The sequence below is a fragment of the Prevotella communis genome (assembly GCF_022024115.1).
GTDB lineage: Bacteria > Bacteroidota > Bacteroidia > Bacteroidales > Bacteroidaceae > Prevotella > Prevotella communis.
In genome coordinates this window covers 2,235,840-2,257,028 of the sequence record NZ_CP091792.1, presented here as the reverse complement: position 1 = coordinate 2,257,028, position 21,189 = coordinate 2,235,840, and the positions used below count along the sequence as shown (strand labels likewise).

The following is a 21,189-nucleotide window of genomic DNA, read 5'->3' as shown; positions in this document are numbered from 1 at the left end:
GGACCTCAAAGTCTATGATTTAGGATGCCTTGACCTATGGTTTTCAAAAATCAATATAAATGGGGATTGTGTTGATAGTTTTATGTTTGTACCTTTGCAATCGCTTAACAACACAAAAACTTCAATATAATAATGAAAAAACATTTATTATTTCTAGGATTACTGTGTCCCATTTTTATGTATGCGGATGGAGTAGGAGAAACAGCTGACACAACAATTTCACGACAGTACAATGTAGAAGAGGTTACTGTAGTAGGTTTTAAACAGGATCCGCCTATCAAGGAAGCTCTTTCTATTACTTCCATTTCTGCTGCCAATATCCGTCAGGCAGAGATGACCAGTATTAAGGATCTGGGTTATGTAGTGCCCAACTTCTTTATTCCAGAGTATGGCACGCGTCAGAACTCCCCCGTTTTCGTACGTGGTGTGGGTGCCAAGACAAATGGTCCTACAGTAGGATTTTATATTGATGGCGTGCCCCACATGGAGCGCTCAGCATTTGATGATGATCTGTTTGATGTAAGTTCACTGGAAGTGCTTCGCGGTCCGCAGGGTACACTCTATGGTCGTAATTGCATCGGTGGTATTATCAATGCCTATACCCGTTCACCATTCGACTATCAGGGCACACGCGTGAAAGTAGGGTATGGACGTTATAATGACGTATCAGTTAATGCCAGTCATTACAGCAAGTTGAGCGATAAGCTGGCTTTTGCCGTGAATGGTAGTTATCATCACAACGACGGATATTTCCGTAACGCATTCGATGACAGTAAGATAGATAAGTTTAACGAAGGCTTTATGCGCGGTCGCGTGTTCTGGAAGCCCACCGAACGTTGGACCATCTCAGCCGACCTGAGCTATCGTAACAGTGACCAGGGAGGATACCCCTATGGCCTGTATAACGAGGCAGATGGTACTGTAGGCGAGATTAACTACAACCGCTACAGCTCTTACCTGCGCCAGTTGACCACTGCTGGTCTGAATGCCCGTTACGAAGGCAACGGCTTTAGTTTCAACAGTCAGACAGCCTATCAGTATATTGATGATAATCAGGGTATTGACCAGGATTTCACCCGTGCCGACCTTTATTGGGTAAATCAGCGTGTGCGTCAGAATATTTTCAGTGAGGAGCTCACGATTAAGTCAACAACAGCCAGTCGTTATCAGTGGATGTTTGGTGCTTTCTTCTTCAACGACAGTTATAAGAAGGCCCTCTATACCACCTATATTTCGCAGAACTATTGCACCCCAAAATTCTATGACAGTCCAACAACCGGTCTTTCCGTCTATCACCAGTCATCACTGCGTATTGTTGGCGGTCTGAATGCAAAGTTGGGTCTGCGTTTCGACTATGAGCATGCTAAGGAAGATTATGAGTCATATAAGACCGCAACAGCATGGGACAGAACGCTGGGCGCACCGACCGATACCTATAACAGCACACTGAATTTCACCCAGTTCACACCGAAGTTTGCCCTTGAGTATCTCTTCAGTAACGACAATATGGTCTATGCATCGGTGACAAGAGGTTACAAGACAGGCGGTTTTAACTCTACCTTTACCCAGGACGATGAGCGTACGTTTGAGCCCGAGTACAACTGGAACTACGAGATTGGAGCAAAGACCTCACTGTTTGACCACGCCTTGCAGGCCGACCTGACCCTGTTCTATGTGGACTGGCGTCATCAGCAGATTACGCAGACTGTGCCAGGCGTAGGTAATATCACCCGCAATGCCGGTCATTCCGACAGCAAGGGTGTAGAACTTGGTCTTACCGTTCGTCCTGTGCAGCCCCTCACACTGCGTATGAGCTACGGTTACACCTATGCCCGCTTCCTGAATTATAAGAAGAGTGCCACAGTGGACTATACCGGCAAGATGCTGCCCCTTGTTCCCCGTCAGACCCTCTCGTTCAGAGGCGCTTACACCATTCTGCCCAGTTGTAAGACCGTTGACCGTATTGTGCTGAGTGCCGGTGTCAATGGTATGGGTAAGATTTATTGGAACGAGGACAACGCCGTCAGTCAGTCATTCTATGCCCTGCTCGATGCCAAGGTGAGTGCCACCTTCGGTCTGCTGACGTGGGAGGTATGGGGAAAGAACCTGACCAATACCGATTATCTGACCTACTATTTCAAGACCAATGTAGGTTATGGTCAGCAGGGACGCCCCGTCTCTTTTGGAACATCGCTGATTTTTGATCTCTAATGAAAAAGATGCAACAAGAAAAGCAAGGACAACTCAATAAAATATCTTTAATAGGCAGAGGAGGCATCGGGCTACCGATGTTCTTCTGCCTTTACATAGCTCAGAGTATTCCCTCCAGCTTCTTTGCTACCGCCCTTCAGGTGATGATGCGAGAAGCTCATTATTCTTTAGCGACTATCGGACTTCTTCAGTTGGTGAAGTTGCCCTGGGTACTCAAATTCCTCTGGTCGCCAGTTGTCGACCGTCACTGTCTGACAGGTCGTGATTTCCGTCGTTGCATCATTGGCAGCGAGTGTGTCTATGCCCTGTTTATCATTCTGGCAGGCCTGTTTGATGTGAGTGACAACCTGTATCTCATCATCGCCCTTGTCTGTCTGTCGCTGGTGGCGTCAGCCACACAAGATATCGCTACTGATGCATTAGCCATCCTGATGCATGGGGGTAGGGATAAGAGTATGGTGAACAGTATGCAGTCTATGGGCAGTTTCGGAGGCGCCCTCGTTGGTAGCGGTCTGTTGCTGGTAGTGCTACATACCTTTGGCTGGCAGACGGTCACCCTCTGCTTAGGACTCTTCGTGCTGCTGATGCTCATACCGTTGATTATGCGTCGTGAACCAGTGATAGCGGCAAAGAGCACACAAGAGCGTGCCCGCCTCACCGATTTTGCCTCGTTCTTCACCCAGCGTGGCATCTGGCGTCAGATAGGTTTTCTGATGCTCTATTATGCCAGCATGATAGGCATTCTCTCCATGATGCGCCCCTGGTTAGTGGACCTTGGATACGACATGAAAGAGATAGGCGTGATGAGTGGCATCGTGGGAACCTCAGCCGCCTTCTGCGCCTCCTTTGGAGCAGGTCTGCTGTTGCGTCGAGTCGGCATCCGCTTCACCCGTATTCTCTTTGCCTGCTTCATCCTGTTCACCACAATCTTAAAGCATGCAGCCAGAATTAATACAGAAATACAACCGTCCTGTGCCGCGATACACCAGTTATCCGCCAGCCAACTATTTCACAGCATTCAGTGAGAGCGACTATCAGCGTGTCGTTGCAGCATCAAACACAGCCCGTCAGAACCAGATATCCTTCTATCTGCATATCCCCTTCTGTCGTCATCTGTGCCACTATTGCGGTTGTAATTCCTATCCCGCAGCATCGGCCGACACCGTGAAAGACTATGTCGATGCCTTGCATCAGGAGATAGACCTTGTAGCCAGTCAGATAGACCGCAGCCGACAAATCTCGCAGATACACTATGGCGGAGGCAGTCCGACGTCGCTTCCCGTATCAATGATAAAGGAGCTGAACGAGCACCTGCTGAGCATTGCACCTGCGATAGACCGTCCGGAGATAGCCATCGAGTGCCATCCCGGCTATCTGACCGAGCAAGACTGGCAGCAGCTTACCGAGTGCGGGTTCACCCGATATAGCATCGGTATGCAGGATTTGAAGACCGACGTGCTGCAGGCAGTGAACCGCCGTCCCTCGTTGCTCCCTATGAGTGATGTGCTGCAGATACTGAGAGCATCGGGCGCCACGGTCAACTTTGATTTCATCTATGGTCTGCCCCTGCAGACTGTCGACTCCTTCCGGCATACCATAGAACAGGCAGCAGAACTGCGTCCAGACCGTCTGGTGACCTTTGCCTATGCCCACTTACCCAAGCTCTTCCCACGCCAGCGGATACTGGACCGTATAGGACTACCCTCGATGGAGGAGAAGAGCGCGATGTATGAAGCCGCCTCAGAGGTGATGACACAAGCAGGCTATCAGCGTGTAGGACTGGATCACTTTGTGCTGCCCGAGGACGAACTGTATACCGCCCTGCAGTCGGGCATGCTCCATCGCAATTTCCAAGGCTACTGCACACGTCGCACCACAGCCCAGGTCTATGCCTTCGGCGTGACGGCTATCAGTCAGCTTGACGATGCCTATGTGCAGAACGGTCGTGATATCAAAACCTATATCGAGACCATCAACCAGAAACGGTTCTACATACAGCGAGGCTATACATTGTCGCACGAGCAGAAACTGGTGCGCGAGGTGGTGGAGACACTGATGTGCAACTATCAGCTCAACTGGCATCAGGTGGCAGAGCGCATGGGCGTTACGGTTGACACCCTCCGGGCAGCCTGCCACTATGATGAGCATCAGTTGCAGGACATGGCAGCCGACGGTATTCTGGATTTCGACGACGACCACATTGTCGTGCATGCCGATGCCTGTTCGTTGGTGCGCTGTGTGGCAGCTGTCCTCGACCCCTTGATGCGACATACAGATAAACAATTCTCAACTCCCATATAATTCCCTTTTTTTCCCGATGATTCAAAAATGTGATATCGTTGTGATTGGAGCTGGACTCACCGGTCTTTCAACAGCTTTTAATCTGAAGAAGAAAGGACGTGATGTCCTGGTGCTGGAAAAGCAGAACCGTATTGGCGGACAGATACGTACCTATACAGAAGACGGATTTACCTTCGAGAGCGGTCCTAATACCGGTGTCGTCTCTTTCCCTGAAGTGGCCGAACTGTTTCAGAACCTCGACGGTAGCTGCCAATTAGAGATAGCCCGCGAGTCGTCCAAACGTCGTCTGATATGGAAAGGCAACAAGTTTCATGCCCTGCCAGCCGGTCCTGTGGCTGCCATCACCACCCCCTTGTTCACCCTAAAGGATAAGTTCCGTATCCTCGGCGAACCCTGGCGTAAAAAAGGAAACGATCCCAATGAGTCGGTGGGCTCGTTGGCCCAGCGCCGCCTGGGACGCTCGTTCTTTGAATATGCCGTCGATCCCTTCGTATCCGGTGTCTATGCCGGCGACCCTATGAAGCTCACCACCCGTTATGCCCTGCCAAAGCTCTATAACCTAGAGACCAACTATGGCAGTTTTGTGCGTGGTGCTGTTGCCAAGCGTAAGGAACCAAAGACCGATCGCGACCGACTGGCCACGCGAAAAGTTTTCTCAGCCCGTGGCGGTCTGCAACAGATTGTAGAGGCGTTGGCACAGAACGTCAACATTGTGACCAATGCCCAGGATATCAGGGTACGTCCCGATGGAGCGCATGTCTGGCGCGTGTCTTACAATGACGGGGCAGAGGAGATACGCTGCAACCATGTTATCACCACCGTAGGAGCCTATGCATTGCCCGATATGCTGCCCTTTGTGCCAAGCAGTATGATGGAGCATATCAGTAATCTGTACTACGCTCCCGTTATCCAGGTGAGCGTCGGTATCCGTGATGCCCGTGGGCTCAATAAGCCCGCCTTTGGCGGTTTGGTGCCCAGTAAGGAAAAGCAGCAGCTGCTGGGTATCCTCTTCCCCTCGGAGTGCTTCGTGCAGCGTGCCCCCGATGGTGGAGCGTTGTATTCCTATTTCATAGGTGGTGCCCGTCATCCGGAGTATCTTCAGAAGAGTGATGACGAGATACGGCAGATTGTTATCGAGGCATTCCATTCCATGTTGAAATATCCTGCAGATATAAAGCCCGATATGATCCGTATCTTCCGTCATGAGCATGCTATTCCTCAGTATGGAGCGGATAGTGGTGCCCGTTTTGAAGCAATCCGCTGTATTGAGCAGGATTATCCTGGCCTGATTCTTGCAGGTAACATGCGTGATGGCATAGGTATGGGCAACCGAATTTATCAGGCAGCAAAGATTGCCGAGAAATTTTAGAAGTCATGTTGCCTTCTAAATGCAATTAGCAGGCTACATCAGAAAAATGCGAGGAGTTTCAGAAATGAGACTCCTCGTACATGTTATAGTCATCGGCCATATTTGTCTGGTTTTCTACTAAACGGCCAGATTCCTTAATGGCATCATCATAGCCGGTCAGTGCGGCAAAAGGTGCAAACTGGGCTGCACGGTTCCACATCGACATCCTCGGGTGATGCTTCGGCTCGTAATGCGGCAGATTGATGATATCGTCGTAATTATCCATAACTCTTAACTCTTAATTCTTAACTAAGCCTTATGTCCTCCTATTTGCTTGTTGCGATCCTTGGCCGTGGCGCCCTCCTCAAAGTTCAAGCCCCTGAGAATAGCGTTTTTACCGAAACGCTTCTTGATTTTCAACTGTGCCTCTTGCATCCTCCGTTCCTTTTCCAGTTTAGCCTGCTCTTCCTGGTGCTGTTTCTCTAACGCTTCGTAATCGGTGAAGAGATCCAGTTGCTGGGGCGTTTTATCCTGTGCCGATGCAGCTTCCTCAGATACCACATGGTTTGTTGTCAGGTTCAGTCTGCGGATTAGTAAATCAGGATTCACGAAGCGGTCAAACAATTCAGTTGCCCCATCCATGATGAGCCGTGATGATGACGTAGGGCTCTCGAAGTTGAACGTGCCGTGAGCATGCTTGGGAACAGCCTTTCCATAATAGTTGGTGGTAATCTCACCATGATATTTTTCGCGGATCTCAGGACGTGTCAGACATTCGGCATCATACCCTACGGTCAGCACCAACTGGTCAGTCACCAGACGTTTCGATACAAGGTCGAGTGCCATTCCCTCAGCCATTTCACGTATCACCACACGGGCTTTCTTGAAAGTATAAGGCTCCTGCAAAACCTGTCCGCTGCTGAATGAGTTTGTCTCTGGCCTGTAGGCTTTCACAGCATCTATGGTACATGGTTCCCAGCCCCATGCATGATCTATCAGTAGCTCTGCATTCACGCCAAAGAGACGGTATAGCAGTCCTTCGTTCTGAATTGACATTCGCGCCAACTTCCCCATCGTGTCAATACCGTAGACAACCAGTTTCTCGACAGTCCCCCGTCCCACACGCCAGAACTTGGTCAGAGGGCGATAATCCCATAGTTCATGCCGATACGCCATTTCGTCCAATTCAGCAATACGCACACCGTCTTTGTCGGCTGGCATCTTCTTGGCAACAATGTCCATAGCCACCTTAGCCAGATACATGTTTGTGCCGATGCCAGCTGTTGCCGTGATACCTGTTGTAGCCAGTACGTCGCGGATAATCTTCATCGCCAACTCGTGAGCAGTCATCTTATAAGTACCCAGATAGGCCGTCACATCCATGAACACCTCATCGATACTATAGACATGTATATCTTCAGGAGCAATATATTTCAGGTAAGTCTGATAGACCTTGGTACTCACCTCTATGTAGTGTGCCATGCGGGGTGGGGCAGCGATATAGTCGAGTTCGAGGTCAGGATGAGCCTGAAGCTCCAGGTCGTTGAATGACTTGCCGGTCATTCTCCATCCGGCAGCCCTCCTGCGCTCGTTGTTGACCTCGCGCACTTTCTGAACCACCTCAAACAGGCGCGCACGTCCACCTATGCCGTATGCTTTCAGTGAAGGGGAAACAGCCAGACAGATGGTTTTCTCCGTCCTCGACACATCAGCCACGACGAGGTTGGTGGTCAGTGGGTCAAGTCCCCTGTCCACACACTCCACTGAAGCGTAGAACGACTTCAGGTCGATGGCAATATATGTCCGATTTTGGTTCACGCCGATGTCATCAATCATTGCAAAGGTACGAAAAAGAATGGAAAAATGCAGCTTGATACAATGAAAATCTCATAAAATGGGATGGAATTCCTAAAAATAGCGTAACTTTGCGGTCGCATTGTAAAATATAGTTATTGACATGAAATACGGAATCATCGGCACAGGTGCCATTGGTGGATATTATGGAGCAAAACTGGCTCATGCAGGACAGGAAGTTCATTTCTTGCTGCACCGCGACTATGAGTATGTCAGACAGCACGGCCTGCAGGTTGACTCCTGCGACGGCTCGTTTCATTTGGATAATGTTAATGTTTATCAACGTGCGGAAGATATGCCGCAATGCGACGTGGTGCTCGTGGGCCTGAAGTCAGTCAACAACGACAAACTGCAGTCGTTGCTCCCACCACTGCTCCATGCCCATACGCTGGTGGTGCTCATCCAGAATGGCATTGGCGTAGAGGAAGATGTGCAGCAGATGTTTCCCGATGTGCAACTGGCTGCCGGACTGGCCTTTATCTGTTCTGCCAAGACAGAGCCAGGACTTGTCAGTCACCAGTGTTATGGCAGCATCAACCTGGCCAACTATTCATGCAAGGGCGAAGCGTTGATGCAGACCGTGGTCGATGAGTTCCGTCAGGCCGGCATAGAGACAGGACTGGTGGAGTATCATGAGGCACGATGGAAAAAGGCCGTGTGGAACATGCCGTTCAATGGTATGACCGTAGCGCTGCACACGCAGACCGACCAACTGCTGAAGAACCAATCGACCCGTCAGCTGATTCGCGAGCAGATGATGGAAGTAGTCAGTGCAGCCCAGCATCTGGGTGTAAAGAATCTGGACGAATCGTTTGTGGATAAGATGATTGAGACCACCGATGCGATGACACCCTATTCGCCGTCCATGCGACTGGATTACGACTTCCACCGTCCCATGGAGATATACTATCTATACACCCGTCCCCTGGAAATTGCCCGTGAGGCCGGCTGTCCGATGCCAAAGCTGGAGATGCTGGAGGCAGAGTTGCGGTTCCTGGAGGCTGATCTCATACCATGGCACGTATCAGGAACCAGATGACGGGCACCAGGAGGGCGGGCAGGAGATTCAGCGTCTTGCAGTCCTTCAGGTTCAACAGCGAGAGACCGCTGCCCGTGATAAGCAGTCCGCCCACAATCAGTAACTCTGCCATGAGCGCATCGCTGATGGCGGTACTGCTGATATGGGCCACGAGCCAGAACATGCCCTGCCAGCAGAACAGTACGGGTGCTGCCAGGACCATGCCGATGCCGTAGGTAGAGGCAAACACCATCGACGATACGAAGTCGAGCGTGGCGTTGGTGAAAAGGAAGGTGTGGTCGCCCTTCAGGGCCGAGATGACAGGGCCGAGCATCGACAGCGGTCCGATGCAGTAGAGTAGGATAGCTGTCGAGAGTCCCTCGGCGAGTCGGTTGCCGTCTTGTTTCTTTCCGCGCTGCAACTTGTCAACGAGCCGTTTGAACCTTCCGTCTATGTCGAGTGCCGTGCCGATGACGCCGCCTATGGCCAGCGAGATGATGAACAGCACCGGATACTGCGACTGAGAGAAGTGGCTGATGGTGGCATTCAGACCGATGGCCAGCGATGCCAGTCCCAAGCCGGTGTATAAGACCTCTTTGTATTTCTCCTTCACACCACGATGCAGCAGACTGCCGATGATGGTGCCTGCGATGATGGTGGTTGCGTTGACTATTGTTCCGATCATTGCCAGTTTATGATTTTGTTTTTGTTTCCTGATCAGCGGTACATAGTATTTCTGCGTAATTGTGATCCACCACCACAACCACCTTTGTATCGGGCACTAGCGGCTGTAGCTCTGTGGTCAGCTGACTGACAAAAGCGGCCTCGTCGTGGACGGAGATATCAGGCACGATGTCGACGGAGAGGTATTTGTTCTTCTCTGAATAGTAGAAGCCGTGCACCTGAACAATCTCCTTGTGGGCAGCGAGGGCCTGCATCACCTGCGACTGCAGTTCCGCACGGCGGTTCTCGCCTGTAGCCACGGCATAGACGCCGACGGTCATGATGATGCCGTGACGCTCGTACATCTGCGTAGAGATGCGGCGCGTCAGTCCGTGAATGTCGTGGGCCGACATCGTATCATACACGTTGATATGCAGCGAACCAATCTTCACGTCCGGACCGTAGTTGTGCAGTATCAGGTCGAAGACACCATGCACGCCCTCGAAGTCGGATACCTCCTTCTGGATCTGTTGGGCGTACTCGGCCGAGATACTCGTACCCAGCAGTTCGTTGACAGGCGAGGCCAGCATCTCGAAACCGGCCTTGATAATCACAACCGATATCAGGGCGCCAAGGATACCGTCGAGCGACACCCCCCACAGCAGCATGACTCCCGCCGATACGAGCGTGGCCAGCGTGATGACGGCATCAAACAGCGCATCCGAGCCAGAGGCTATCAGCGCGTCGCTCTTCAGTTGTTCGCCCTTCTTCTTCACATACTGGCCCAGGATAAGCTTCACCACAATAGCCACCACGATAACCACCAGTGTCGTCGTGGTGTATTCCGGTTCCGTGGGGTCGAAGATTTTCTTCACCGACTCGATGAGCGAGGTGATACCGGCTGACAGCACGATGACGGCGATGATGATGGCACTGAAATACTCGATGCGACCGAAACCGAAGGGATGCTTCCTGTCGGCAGGACGCTGGGAGAGTTTGGTACCCACGATGGTGATGACGCTCGACAGCGCATCACTCAGGTTGTTGACGGCATCCATCACGATGGCCACACTGCTGGCCAGGATACCTACTGCGGCCTTGAAGCCTGCCAACAATACGTTGGCTATAATGCCTATCCAACTGGTACGGATAATTTGAGAACTTCTGTCCATAATCACAAAACATATTAAATCTGGCCGCTAAGATACGAAAAATCAATGAAAAATAGTTACCTTTGCCATGAAAAATTGCAAGTTTTGATAAATATTAGGAAATGAGTAGCATTGCCCTCTCCATATTCCTGCTGAGCATCGGTGCCAGTTTCATCCAGCGCACCACGGGCTTCGGCTTCGGCATCTTCATCATGACGATGCTGCCGTTTCTTATGCCCAGCTATGGCGAGGCTACGACGCTCTCAGGACTGCTGGCTATCACCACATCTGCGGCTATCGTGTGGCGTTTGCGCAGCTATGTCACGTGGCAGCGGCTTTGGCCTATCCTGCTGACGTTTGTCGTCGTCTCTACCATCGCCATCTTTGCCCTGACGCGTATCGAAGACCATATCCTGCAGCGCATCCTTGGTGTGGTGCTCATCCTCATCAGCATCTACTTCATGCTTTTTAGCCAGCGCATCAAACTGCCGACTACAAAGAGGGTGCAGGTCGGCGCGGGAACGCTCAGCGGACTGATGGGTGGCTTCTTTGGTATGCAAGGCCCGCCCGCCGTGCTTTACTTCATCCAGAGTGAGCCTACCAAGGAGCACTATATGGCGATGGCACAGACCTATTTCCTGATTGGCAATCTGATGATGACGGGCGTGAGAGCCTGCAATGGCTTCTTCACCGCGACAGTCGCCACCAGCTATCTCTATGGCCTTAGTGGTGTCGTCATCGGCACGATGCTCGGCGCATACGTCTTCAAGCGTATTCCCAACCGCATCTTCCGCTATATTGTCTATGCCTATATCTGCGTCAGCGGCATCATCATACTCATGACAAATTAAAGAACTTTATAACATATGGCAAAACGGGAATACATACAGGCCAACAAGGATTGGCTGGAGGCGAAAGCCAGGGAGGAGGGCGTAAAAGCCCTGCCTAAGGGCATCTATTACAAGGTGCTGGGTGAGGGAAATCAGGATAGTCAGAAACCGACGGTCCGCAGCATCATCACTGCCCACTATACCGGCTGGACAATCGACGGTAAGCAGTTTGACAGCAGTCGTGGCGGTGTACCTCTGGCTTGTCGCCTGTGCGACCTCATTGAGGGGTGGATCATCGCCATGCAGCAGATGCACATCGGCGACAAGTGGGAACTCTATATCCCTGCAGAGATGGGCTACGGCAAGTTCTCACAGCCTGGCATCCCCGGTGGTTCAACGCTTATCTTTGAAATTGAACTGATAGGAATAGCATGAAGGAATTACTCTTATAAAAAAATACAGGGGCTGGCAGATTTGCCAACTCCTGTTTTTTACCTTTTTACCTTTTTACCTTTCTACTTTCATGCCATGCACGAGGTCACTCCCAGTGCCGTTGCGATGGCCGACAGCACACTAATGGCTGTCTGGATTGCGAATTTCCAAAATGTCTTGTTCTTCATGGTAATAATGTTTTAATTTCACACCGATAGATTATTTAAGTTCACACAGAAACCACAGATATCACAGAAATTGGCTGCGCCTCCAGTATTTGCAAAGCAAATAGATATCACAGAAATCTTTCGACCACGGATTAATCGGATTCAGCGGATAAAGAATCGCTGGCGATTCTCATTTCTGTGATTTCCGTGATTTCTGTGTGAGATTATCACCTCTGTGCGAGGTTTAAGGATTTACGGGTCCGCTTTCTCCGTTATTCCCTGATTCCGTGTTTCCACTCTCCGAGTTCCCTGACTCCGTGTTTCCGTTCTCCGTCTCTTCGCCCGTCAGCTCGCTGTACAGCTGGGTGCTCAGCGTAGCGCCCTGTCGCATGGCGGAAGCCTTGTAGGCAGACTTCTTGCTCTGGTCGGCCAGGAAGGCGATGCCCAGGCGGGTGACGTTCTCGGATGCGCTGAAGTCCTTCGCGTCAGCAACGCCCTTGGAGGTGAGGACAGGGTAGAGGGTTCCGATGCCGTCGAGCTTCACCTTGTAGCCGTCGGCCAGCATCTCCTGCATGCAGCTCTTCAACTTGGTGATAACACCGATGACCACGTCCTCGGTATAGATACTGCCGTGCTTCATGATGTGCTCGGCCATGTCGGTGAGTCGCATTGTGCCGCGATAGATAATCTTACCGTAGGTCTTCTTCACCTGCTGGCGCTGCTCGCCCTTCTTGCCCACAGTCACCTTGCGTTCTACCTTCTTAATTTCAATTGTTCCCATAGTGATTTTTAATGTTTAATTTTTAATGGTTAATGTTTAGAATTGAGGTTCTAGCGGTAGCAAATTTTTCACTTTTCACTATTCACTATTCCCTTAATGAGCGAAACGGCTTTTCTCTTTCAGCGAGCCGGCGTTTTGCTGTCAGCGATACGGCGTGTTGCTCATTTTTGACAATGCAAAGGTACAAAGAAAATCTTGAACTGCCGAATTTCGGCATAGCGTAACCTGTAAAAATCTGTTAACGCTCGCGCTTGCTTTCATGCACCCAGCTCCAAATCGTGACAATGACATCGTGACAAAGTGACATTAAGCACCTCTCGATATGCGCATGCTATAAGTTATAATAATATTATAATATATTATAATATTATTATAAAATTAATTTCTTACAATTTATTACTCTTTCCCCTCTCAGCATGTAGAATATCCTTAATGTCACGATGTCACGATGTCACGATGTCATCTTTTGGGGATTTGCCATTCCGAACGGCTCGGACCGAGAGTCCGTCCGGAATGGTCAGTGGAACTGCATTCCCCGTGATCACCAAAGCCCGTTTCTACGGAACTTTAACATAGAAGGAGAAGACGGCAGCAGGGTAAACGGTCGATGCGGGGAAGGTCTCGCCACACCATAAGCCATTATTATAGCTCAGATAGCGGGCATCGTAACTATCGCTGGTGACCAAGTGCCCTGCAGCATCCCATATGAAGAAGCGACGTTTAAAATAACTTTCGTTGTCAACAGCCATACAAGTCTGACTAGCCGACCCACTGGTGGCCTGACAATTGAGCCAGCGTGTGTTAACGCCTGCGGGATAGAGCGTGAACTTGCCGTCGGTTGTCGAGAGATTCCACTTGTAGCCATCGAAGCTATCATCCACATCCGTAACCGTTGAACCCGAAACCGTTGCCGTAGTGGCAGCGCTGGGAGACGACGAGGCACCTGTATCTGCGTTAGAAATCAGGCGATAGCTGCCACCCACCTTACCTACAATGATGACTGGCACGCCAGATCCAATTGTGGCAGGGGTCTTCTCGAACCATGTGCCGCTGACAGGAGTGCGCAGCACCAGGTTTCTGGCGATAACCACATTGTCCTTGCGACTGACAGTGAGCGTGTTACTGTTGGTGTATGTCGACACGTAACCGTCGCTATGCGTCAGCTTCAGCGTAAGGCCCGTATAGGTACCGGGGAATACGGCGGCATAGTAAGTCGCGCCCTTGATGAATGGCCCCGTGAGTTTGACACCCGTGTAGGCAAAGGTCCCAAAAGCGCTGACCGTTGGGTCGCCGCTGTTCCAGTTGATGTCAGCCGTACCCGTCATCTTCTCGTTGGCATAGATGTGTACACTCTGCACATCATCAGCATTGATGGTGAAAGCCAGGAAACCGCAGACGTTCTTAAAACCAAGTGTAGAACTGCCGCCCTGGGCAATTGCCACCGCACTGCCCTCGGCAAAACTGCCTGCTACGGCAGTCTGCTCGGTGGGCACGGTGACGGTGATGACGTCGCCCGCCAGGCCTGCAGCTGCGGCAGCGGGATAAACGGCATATTGCACGACAGCATCAGCCGCAAGGTCGGAAAAGGTGAAGCGGGCACTCTTGGCAGATAGTATTTCTGTTGCCGTAGAGGTGTGTGCCACGTTGCTCACAAAGGCAGCTACGTTGTCGCCAGCCGACCAGTGAACCTCCGTACCGCTGAGTGAGGTTCTTGTTGCCTCACCACCCTCTTGCTGGGCCGTCAGCACCAGCGGACTGAACGATACTTCCTGACTCTCCTCATTACTGCAGGCGGCTGTCAGGAGTGCCAAGGCACCCCACAAAACAAACATCTTCTTCATGACCAGCCTCCTTCCTGATGCTCCCAGTCCCGCTGTTCGTTGATATCCTCCGTCTCTGCATTGGGATCGGGACTGGCAATGAGCAAAACGCGTTGCAAATTCAACTGAATTGCTCTTGTCAGCGGTTTCTCGTATGTTTTCTTTTTCATATTGTTACCAAATCTTAACAGAGTTGCCTTTGGGAATGAACCAATAGATATACACCTTCGTATAACTGGATTTCGCCCCCGCATGATTAGGGAAGGTAGCTGCCTCGCCAGTATCAAGTCTTACAAACCAATATTTTTTTGTTTGCCAAATTTTTGTACCCGTTATTGTCTTTGTTATGAATCTTTTATTCAGGTCAGGCCAATTGTGCTCTGGTCCGTAATAATTGACAAAGTAATCATAGTTACTCCCTTGATGTAGAACCCGGCTAACCGTCTGGGTGGTTCCGACACTGGAACAATTATCTCTTTTATAACCATCCCAAAAAGTATTCCATGTATCCCCTGAGAAGCGGATCATGATGCCGGCTTCCTGCGGGCTCCATTCGCGAATCACTACATAGGTTCCTGTGCTGGCCCCCTTGTTCTCCGTAACCTTAACCTCAGCCCCCAGATAATAATGTTCTTCCAGGTATTCTTCTATTGCCGTTGAGTTTTCCGGCCAGGCAGAAAAAGGAATGAACTTCACGCTTGTAATGATGGGGGCATTCTCCGTTTGGGAGGCTTTCCTAATGCTTACGTTGGCAATCTCGCCAGGGGTGGTGCTTTCCTTGAGTATGGTCTCACCCTCTTCCTGGTTTTCCTCGTCTGTCATTTTCCATGTAATCTTTTTGTTCTCTTCGATGAGTTGGGCACCTTCCGGCAACCACTTCTTGAACAGCTCTACAGCCTCTTCGTAGGTGTTAACAGGCACGGAAATCTCCGTGGGATCTGCCTCGTTCAGGTTTGCACCCACCAAATACCCCAGGATGTTGCCCACGGAGTCGGTTTCCACCAAACGCTCCTCCAGAAGCTCGAGGTCACTCAACTTGCCAGTATATTCTTCTGATTCTGTCTGAGAATTATCTTCAGAGTCATCATTACTGCACGAACTCAATGCAAATATTGCACATAATAGCAAATAAAAATACTTTTTCATAATTTGACTATTCATTATTAATTTATTATTTTACAGCTTCCTTTATCGCGTCGTAGTACCGCTGGATGCGGTCAATCATCTCATCACAGTTGAGATATGTCATGTTACTGGGAATCCGCCCCTTGCGCGCCTTCATCTGGTTAATGAGGGCAGGCATATCCTTGTAAGAGATGACTTTCACCTCAGGCATGAACTGACGGTTCATGATATAGATGCGCTCGCCCTGCACTATTCTCAGGTTCACAGTCGTTACCCAGTCCACATAGTCAGGGTCGTAGAGGAAGTAGTCTTTTGCCCTGTCTTCTGGCTTCTTCTCCATATTTGTCTTATCGGGTTGATCCTTTATAGCATAGGGCAATTTAACTTGGGGGTCGGCTACATAATGTACCTGATCCACTTCTTTCACGCCGGCGTTCACCTTGTAGAAGTACGTGGACGGGCCAAAGAACTGGCGGGCAAGGTTCGCGTTCGTGGGGTCTAACTGCTGACTCAAGCGCGGAGCCATGATACTGGAGTATTCCTCAGGAATGTCATACTTAAACAAATCGTCGTCAACGGGGCGCTGTACCGCTACAAATTTATTATTTTTAGCCGCATTGAATGCGCCGTCGGATATGGCATCTGTCTGTTGATTAACGCCCAGACCCTCACGAAATCCTTTGGTGTAGCCGGCCTTTGATCCCGGATAAACGCCAAATGACTGGTTAACCTCCATCGGAGCATTGGCATCATAGACATTGTTGTTCAGCAGGATATTTCCGATAGAAGTCGGGTCCATGAACGAAACCATTCGCATATTGACGAGTCCTGGGTCCTTTAAAGTCTTGTAGTAAGTACGGATTACCTTGCCGGAGGCATCCAACTCCTCTCCCTTGTCGTAGGCGAGGAAGTGCGTGGCATCACTCCAGAAGGCATCTCCCAACACATAGATGACGGGGGTATTCTGAATGTTCCAAACGCCTTCACCAAAGTGGGTGCCGGCTTTGAAATACTTAGAAGAAATCTTAGGGGAGGCAATGTTGGTGGAGCGCTCTCCACCAATGGTTCCCTGGGTTTCCATCTCGGCATTCAAGTTCAGTTGGGCCTGCAATTGAATATTACCCAGGTTTTTCTTGTCATCTTTGCTGATTGAGCCCGGGTTAATCTGGGAAGCCATCATTCCAAACATGCTCAAGGCAGCCATAATACCACCCTGAGCATATGAGCCTGGCTCGTTCTTAGAATTACCCGCAAATAAAGCACTCATACCACCTGCGCCAACGAAAGAACTTGCAATTCCAAAGATATCGGTAAAGGCGAGGCCCGCTTTGTTGACTTTAGCAGGCAGCAGTCCATATAGGTCGATTTTACCCGAGATGCTCCCTGCGATGTCTCCGTGCATGATGGAGTTCAAGAACACATTGTCCTGGGCAAACAGCAACATGCCGGGAGTGATATAGCCACCTCGCGAAGCCAAGGCCTTGGGACGCAACTGGGACATGTCTACGTCGTATGCCCACCAGCCAATGCGTGGAATCACTTTTCCCTGACGGCTCATTTGACTTGTGGTGGCACTGGTCATGTACTGGATGTTGGGATAGCCCACAGCCTGCTTGTAAGACATGGAAATACTTTCGTTGTAAGGCACACCATATTGGAAAACGGGATATTCGGCCAGGTCGTCGGAGAAGTTAAGAGACCACATGTGGTCGTTGGCAGCGCTGGCAGGCATATGGGCCTCGTCCATGTAGTAGAAGATGCGCAACAGGCCGCTGTACTTATTGTACATGCCAAAGTAGTTGTAGTTGGGACGCGACTCAATGCCGGTGAGGTTGAAAACCAACTCCCATTGGTCTTTGTTGATGACCATGCACTGAGCTTCGTCCTCCGGCAGCCATTCTTGAGGAAGGGCGTCCTGAGCCCACGGCAGGGCAACTTCTGTGGTGGTTACCTGCGTGCGGCCATTGACATCCACATAGCTGGTTACCAGCGAAATGCTCTTACAGCTGGCCCAGTCGGCTTCGAACTCCGTATTACTGGAAGTGAGGACTCCTCCGTCATTAAAGCCGGTAGGGAGATCGCTCCCCTGCTTCACGGCGAGGCTGATGATGTCGCCAGTAGAGAGGGTTACGGTACCTTCAATCTGGCGTTCTTCCTGCATGCCGTCCTCTTTTTTCACATTTAGCTTGAGCACCGGATGGCCATTCTTATTCACTCCCTCCTGAGCCTCCACGGAAAGCCAATAGGGAAGGTTGTTAGTTGACGCAACGGTAACAGGTTCCGAAAGCTCGTTCAAAACCAGCAACTCGTAATAATCCTCGTTGATGACAGACAGCGCATGGGCATAGGTCTTCGCCTCTCTGATGGCTTCTGTTTCATCTTCCGAACAACTCAGCACCAGCAGACTTGCGGTGAAAAGCATTAGAATGTTGAAAATCTTTTTCATTGTACTATAGATTTTGAATTAATAATTATTATTCTTTATTTGAAATATTCTCCTAAGGTATTGTTGTAGACGCTGCCATAGCAGTCGTAGTTGTACATCATGGCGTGGGAGGCCGTAGTGTGGCGGGCCAGTTGGGTGTAAAGGTCGTAAATGGTGATGTCCGGATTCTTCTCCACCTCTTCGCGGAACACTCGGGTAAAGGCATTCGAGAGATAGATGTTGCCCTCTATGACGTCGGCATGGGATTTCTCGTCTGGAGCCGCAGCTGTGAGCACCATCAGTCCGGGAATACCGGTCAGATTCTCGCCAACCGAGCCGCTGTAGCAGGTCTCCATGACCAGCAACATTTTGCGGAAGTTGTCTTGTGCCCCATGGATGGCAGTACGGATCTCTTCTGCAGTGATCTCGCCACCCGCCCAGTTGAGCATGCCATCGTATTTCCCGTGGCCACTCCAGAAGAAGAGCACATTGGTGTTCTTGCTGCCATGTACGACCTGCGGTGTGCGTTCTGTGACATTGCCTTTGAGGATGTTTTCCAGGTCGGCAGGGGTGAGCTGACTGATTTTGTAATCGTTCTTGATGTTCAAGTGGAGGTTTTCCCCGTCAGGGGTTACGTGCACCACACCAGGGTGGGGATTTTCAGGATCGTTGGCCAGGTCGTCCTCGGTGATGAGCACGATGTGGTCATCATCGTAACCGGCGTTTCTAAGCATACGGTAGATGTCGAGGGCATCTGCCTGGTGGCGGTAGTTGTTCCAACCCGTAGAGGTGGCCATCACCACGGCATAGCGGTCTTGGAGGGGCTCGTACTCAAAATCATAGTCTCTGCTGGAAGGAAATAATCTATAACCCATCTCCATATTCCAGAGTTGATCCATGGAGGCCTTGTTGGCATTGTCACTGCGGGTAAGGTACTCCACAAAATGATAGGCCCCATCGTAGAACCGCCAGTGACCGTACCAAGTACCCAGCTGACTGATGTGGGTCTCGCGGTCAAATACCCAGCTACCAGACGCTCCCGCCATGTTGGGCAACTGGCCGCCACGGATGGCGCGGAACCCTGCGGAAAGACTCTCGGTTGTCCATCCCAGTTTGTCTCCATGCCCGTCACAGGCATCCATTACGGCAACAATGGCCTCGCGCACGGTTTCCAGTCCTGCGGTCTCCTTGTGTGCCAACGCCATTCCCAAAAGGGTGAAACAATCATAGAACTGGGCATAGCCGTTTTGGATTTCCTTGCCGGTAAAGGCTTTTCGCATGGCGGGGAAACCGCTTTCTGGACTGCCGCAGAGAGCTATGCCTTCGTATTCGTGTTTCAGTTGTTTTTCCAGGACTTCGTTGCTGGCAATATCTGTGCAATAAATGCGGGGGAAATTGACGTAGTCTTGCTTGATGCCTTCCTCCGTCAGTATTTCGTCGAGCCAGAGCATTTCTTGGGTGGTCGCTGGAACGAAGAAGATGCTGCTTAAGAATTTGGCGAGGACATTATCACCGGCAATGGATTTTATTTGCGCGCGCATACTTTCCTTGTCTTTGAAGGGGTAGGTCAATACATTGCGGAAGCCGAGTTCTCTGGCCAGGAAGGGCAGATAGGAGTTGAAGGAAGTGACGTAGTCGTCGGCGTCGTCCTGACGGCACAACAGCATGACGAAGGACGAATACATCTGGTGGGAGATGATGCTCAAGATGGCCTGACATTGGGCAAGGTCGCTTTCCGACATGCAGAAGATGTTGGGGGCCGTACGGTTGCTGCCCGCATAGATGCGCTGAATCTCTGCAGAAGTGACGCTGGGCATCAGTACGGGGATGCGGTACGAAAGGCTCTCCTTGGCCACCATACGGGCGTGACGACTGTATTTGGGTCCGATGATGGCAGCATAGGTGTTGTCGTGGGTGATGCGATACACTTCATCCTTCAGGTTCTCGGCAGACTCGTCAACCCATTCCAGGTTCATTGTCACGCTTTTCGCTAATCCCTCTTGGGCTTTCACCACGTTTTGGAGAGCCTGCTCTGCTACGGGTTTTATACTGCCCCAGATTTCCTGAGGCATAATCACGGCCACTTTGTAGGAGGTCGTTTCCACGTTTTGACTGGAACTGGGCGTCGGACTTTCGTCCTTGCAACTCCAGAGAAACAGAATCGTGAATAGGAATATCAGTTTAGTACGCATGGGTCATCTCCTTTTCTTTTGCGGTTTCTATGTATTGCGCTTCCAGCGCCTCGTATTCGTCCCTTTGAGGGAAGTTTTCTCTGTAGTAATGGATGCGATTGAGTAATCCAAAGAAGCGGTCGTTGTATAGAATACGCACATGGCCGGTGGACAGACCAAAGTCCTTATGTACAGGCCACGATTGGCCAGCAAGCCACTGGTTGATATAGGTCTTGATGATTTCTCCCATATCGTAAATGAGAGAATATGGCAGCCAGTCAGAGAATATACTACAGTCTTCCCCGATGCCCATGGAATACACACAAAAATTGTTGGAGTAGGCGTAGGCTCCCATCCGGGAAGCGCCACACACCGGCGCCAGACAAACATTGACAGCCTCCCAGTATTCATCCGGATTCGTATACAGCAGGTGGAACAACTCGTCGGGCATGTTGGTGCCGCGGTAGCTGTCTGCCAGCACAATGCGGTGACATTCCTGTCCGCCTGCATCCCGATAACCATCCTCAATGCCGTCGGCCACCGCGTCCATCATGCTGTCGCCGTCAAAAGCCTTGAAGATATGCAACTCATGACGCTTGCTGAGGGCTCCGGCCAGCCATGCCCCGCCGTAGCGTTTCAGTTGCAAGGTGGAGAGACCGTTGGGCATTTCCTCTTGGCTATCTACCAAAAGGATGCGCCCGGCTCCAGGGTGAAGCTCTTGTGCCAGAGACTCGTACTGAGGACCACAGAGGATAAGGGCTTTCTCTGCAGTTCCATTGGTTGTGAAATTATTCATAAGGGCAAGGGCCTCGGCTTGGCTCTTGGGTCTTATGAGATGAACCTTCATATCCAGATGTGCTGCCTGACTTTCCGACACGGACTTGAGAATAGC

General features: G+C 50.7%; 18 protein-coding genes and 1 pseudogene. 7 read left to right on the top strand and 12 right to left on the bottom strand.

Going from position 1 to position 21,189, the window contains the following annotated elements:
- The first annotated feature begins 132 nt into the window (after positions 1–132).
- The 4 genes and pseudogenes from L6468_RS09375 (at position 133) to hemG (ending at position 5,881) form a co-directional block, all read left to right on the top strand.
- Positions 133–2,211 carry a TonB-dependent receptor gene (locus L6468_RS09375; RefSeq protein WP_237793068.1) on the top strand — a complete coding sequence of 693 codons (2,079 nt, stop codon included), beginning with the start codon at positions 133–135 and terminating at the stop codon, positions 2,209–2,211.
- An 8-nt stretch (positions 2,212–2,219) separates the two neighbouring features.
- Positions 2,220–3,140 (top strand): annotated as a pseudogene (locus L6468_RS09370) (MFS transporter); the annotation flags it as partial.
- A gap of 7 nt (positions 3,141–3,147) precedes the next feature.
- Positions 3,148–4,512 (top strand): oxygen-independent coproporphyrinogen III oxidase, encoded by a 1,365-nt coding sequence (gene hemN, locus L6468_RS09365; protein WP_237793067.1) that lies wholly within the window; start codon positions 3,148–3,150, stop codon positions 4,510–4,512.
- 16 nt (positions 4,513–4,528) lie between these two features.
- Positions 4,529–5,881, top strand: coding sequence for a protoporphyrinogen oxidase (hemG, locus tag L6468_RS09360; RefSeq protein ID WP_237793066.1), 1,353 nt, complete (start codon positions 4,529–4,531; stop codon positions 5,879–5,881).
- Positions 5,882–5,939: 58 nt separating this feature from the next.
- Here the strand turns inward: hemG and L6468_RS09355 are convergent, their stop codons facing one another.
- Together L6468_RS09355 and L6468_RS09350 are read right to left on the bottom strand one after the other, a co-directional pair.
- Entirely contained in the window at positions 5,940–6,146 is a 207-nt protein-coding gene (locus L6468_RS09355; RefSeq protein WP_237796690.1) for a hypothetical protein, read from the bottom strand.
- Positions 6,147–6,169: 23 nt separating this feature from the next.
- On the bottom strand, positions 6,170–7,696 hold the full coding sequence (locus L6468_RS09350; protein WP_237793065.1) for a Y-family DNA polymerase: 1,527 nt from the start codon (positions 7,694–7,696) through the stop codon (positions 6,170–6,172).
- 121 nt (positions 7,697–7,817) lie between these two features.
- On the opposite strand from L6468_RS09350, the gene L6468_RS09345 reads away from it, so the two are divergent.
- Positions 7,818–8,753, top strand: a complete 936-nt coding sequence (locus L6468_RS09345) for a putative 2-dehydropantoate 2-reductase (RefSeq protein ID WP_237793064.1) — start codon at positions 7,818–7,820, stop codon at positions 8,751–8,753.
- On the opposite strand, the gene L6468_RS09340 is transcribed toward L6468_RS09345, so the two are convergent.
- On the bottom strand, positions 8,722–9,417 hold the full coding sequence (locus tag L6468_RS09340) for a DUF554 domain-containing protein (protein WP_237793063.1): 696 nt from the start codon (positions 9,415–9,417) through the stop codon (positions 8,722–8,724). The genes L6468_RS09345 and L6468_RS09340 overlap by 32 nt on opposite strands.
- 7 nt (positions 9,418–9,424) lie before the next feature.
- Positions 9,425–10,567 carry a cation diffusion facilitator family transporter gene (locus tag L6468_RS09335; protein WP_091855100.1) on the bottom strand — a complete coding sequence of 381 codons (1,143 nt, stop codon included), beginning with the start codon at positions 10,565–10,567 and terminating at the stop codon, positions 9,425–9,427.
- A 101-nt stretch (positions 10,568–10,668) separates the two neighbouring features.
- Here L6468_RS09335 and L6468_RS09330 point away from each other — a divergent pair, with 101 nt between their 5' ends.
- Both L6468_RS09330 and bamJ read left to right on the top strand, forming a co-directional pair.
- A complete protein-coding gene (locus tag L6468_RS09330; RefSeq protein ID WP_091819305.1) occupies positions 10,669–11,397 on the top strand; it encodes a sulfite exporter TauE/SafE family protein in 729 nt (242 codons plus the stop codon).
- A gap of 15 nt (positions 11,398–11,412) precedes the next feature.
- Positions 11,413–11,811 carry a BamJ family beta-barrel-assembly machinery protein gene (gene bamJ / locus L6468_RS09325; protein WP_091819306.1) on the top strand — a complete coding sequence of 133 codons (399 nt, stop codon included), beginning with the start codon at positions 11,413–11,415 and terminating at the stop codon, positions 11,809–11,811.
- Positions 11,812–11,897: 86 nt separating this feature from the next.
- Here bamJ and L6468_RS09320 read toward each other — a convergent pair whose 3' ends face one another.
- From L6468_RS09320 to L6468_RS09285, 8 genes are all read right to left on the bottom strand, one after another.
- On the bottom strand, positions 11,898–11,996 hold the full coding sequence (locus L6468_RS09320) for a smalltalk protein (RefSeq protein ID WP_176756895.1): 99 nt from the start codon (positions 11,994–11,996) through the stop codon (positions 11,898–11,900).
- A gap of 223 nt (positions 11,997–12,219) precedes the next feature.
- On the bottom strand, positions 12,220–12,756 hold the full coding sequence (locus tag L6468_RS09315; RefSeq protein WP_237793062.1) for an HU family DNA-binding protein: 537 nt from the start codon (positions 12,754–12,756) through the stop codon (positions 12,220–12,222).
- A gap of 557 nt (positions 12,757–13,313) precedes the next feature.
- Positions 13,314–14,597 (bottom strand): hypothetical protein, encoded by a 1,284-nt coding sequence (locus L6468_RS09310; protein ID WP_237793061.1) that lies wholly within the window; start codon positions 14,595–14,597, stop codon positions 13,314–13,316.
- Positions 14,594–14,746 (bottom strand): hypothetical protein, encoded by a 153-nt coding sequence (locus L6468_RS09305; RefSeq protein ID WP_237793060.1) that lies wholly within the window; start codon positions 14,744–14,746, stop codon positions 14,594–14,596. The genes L6468_RS09310 and L6468_RS09305 overlap by 4 nt, the downstream gene beginning before the upstream one ends.
- A 4-nt stretch (positions 14,747–14,750) precedes the next feature.
- Positions 14,751–15,722, bottom strand: a complete 972-nt coding sequence (locus tag L6468_RS09300; RefSeq protein WP_237793059.1) for a hypothetical protein — start codon at positions 15,720–15,722, stop codon at positions 14,751–14,753.
- 25 nt (positions 15,723–15,747) lie between these two features.
- Positions 15,748–18,147, bottom strand: a complete 2,400-nt coding sequence (locus L6468_RS09295; RefSeq protein WP_237793058.1) for a hypothetical protein — start codon at positions 18,145–18,147, stop codon at positions 15,748–15,750.
- A 35-nt stretch (positions 18,148–18,182) separates the two neighbouring features.
- Entirely contained in the window at positions 18,183–20,318 is a 2,136-nt protein-coding gene (locus tag L6468_RS09290) for a C13 family peptidase (RefSeq protein WP_237793057.1), read from the bottom strand.
- Positions 20,308–21,093: a hypothetical protein gene (locus L6468_RS09285; protein WP_237793056.1), complete on the bottom strand. Its 786-nt coding sequence runs from the start codon at positions 21,091–21,093 to the stop codon at positions 20,308–20,310. The genes L6468_RS09290 and L6468_RS09285 overlap by 11 nt, the downstream gene beginning before the upstream one ends.
- Positions 21,094–21,189 lie beyond the last annotated feature (96 nt).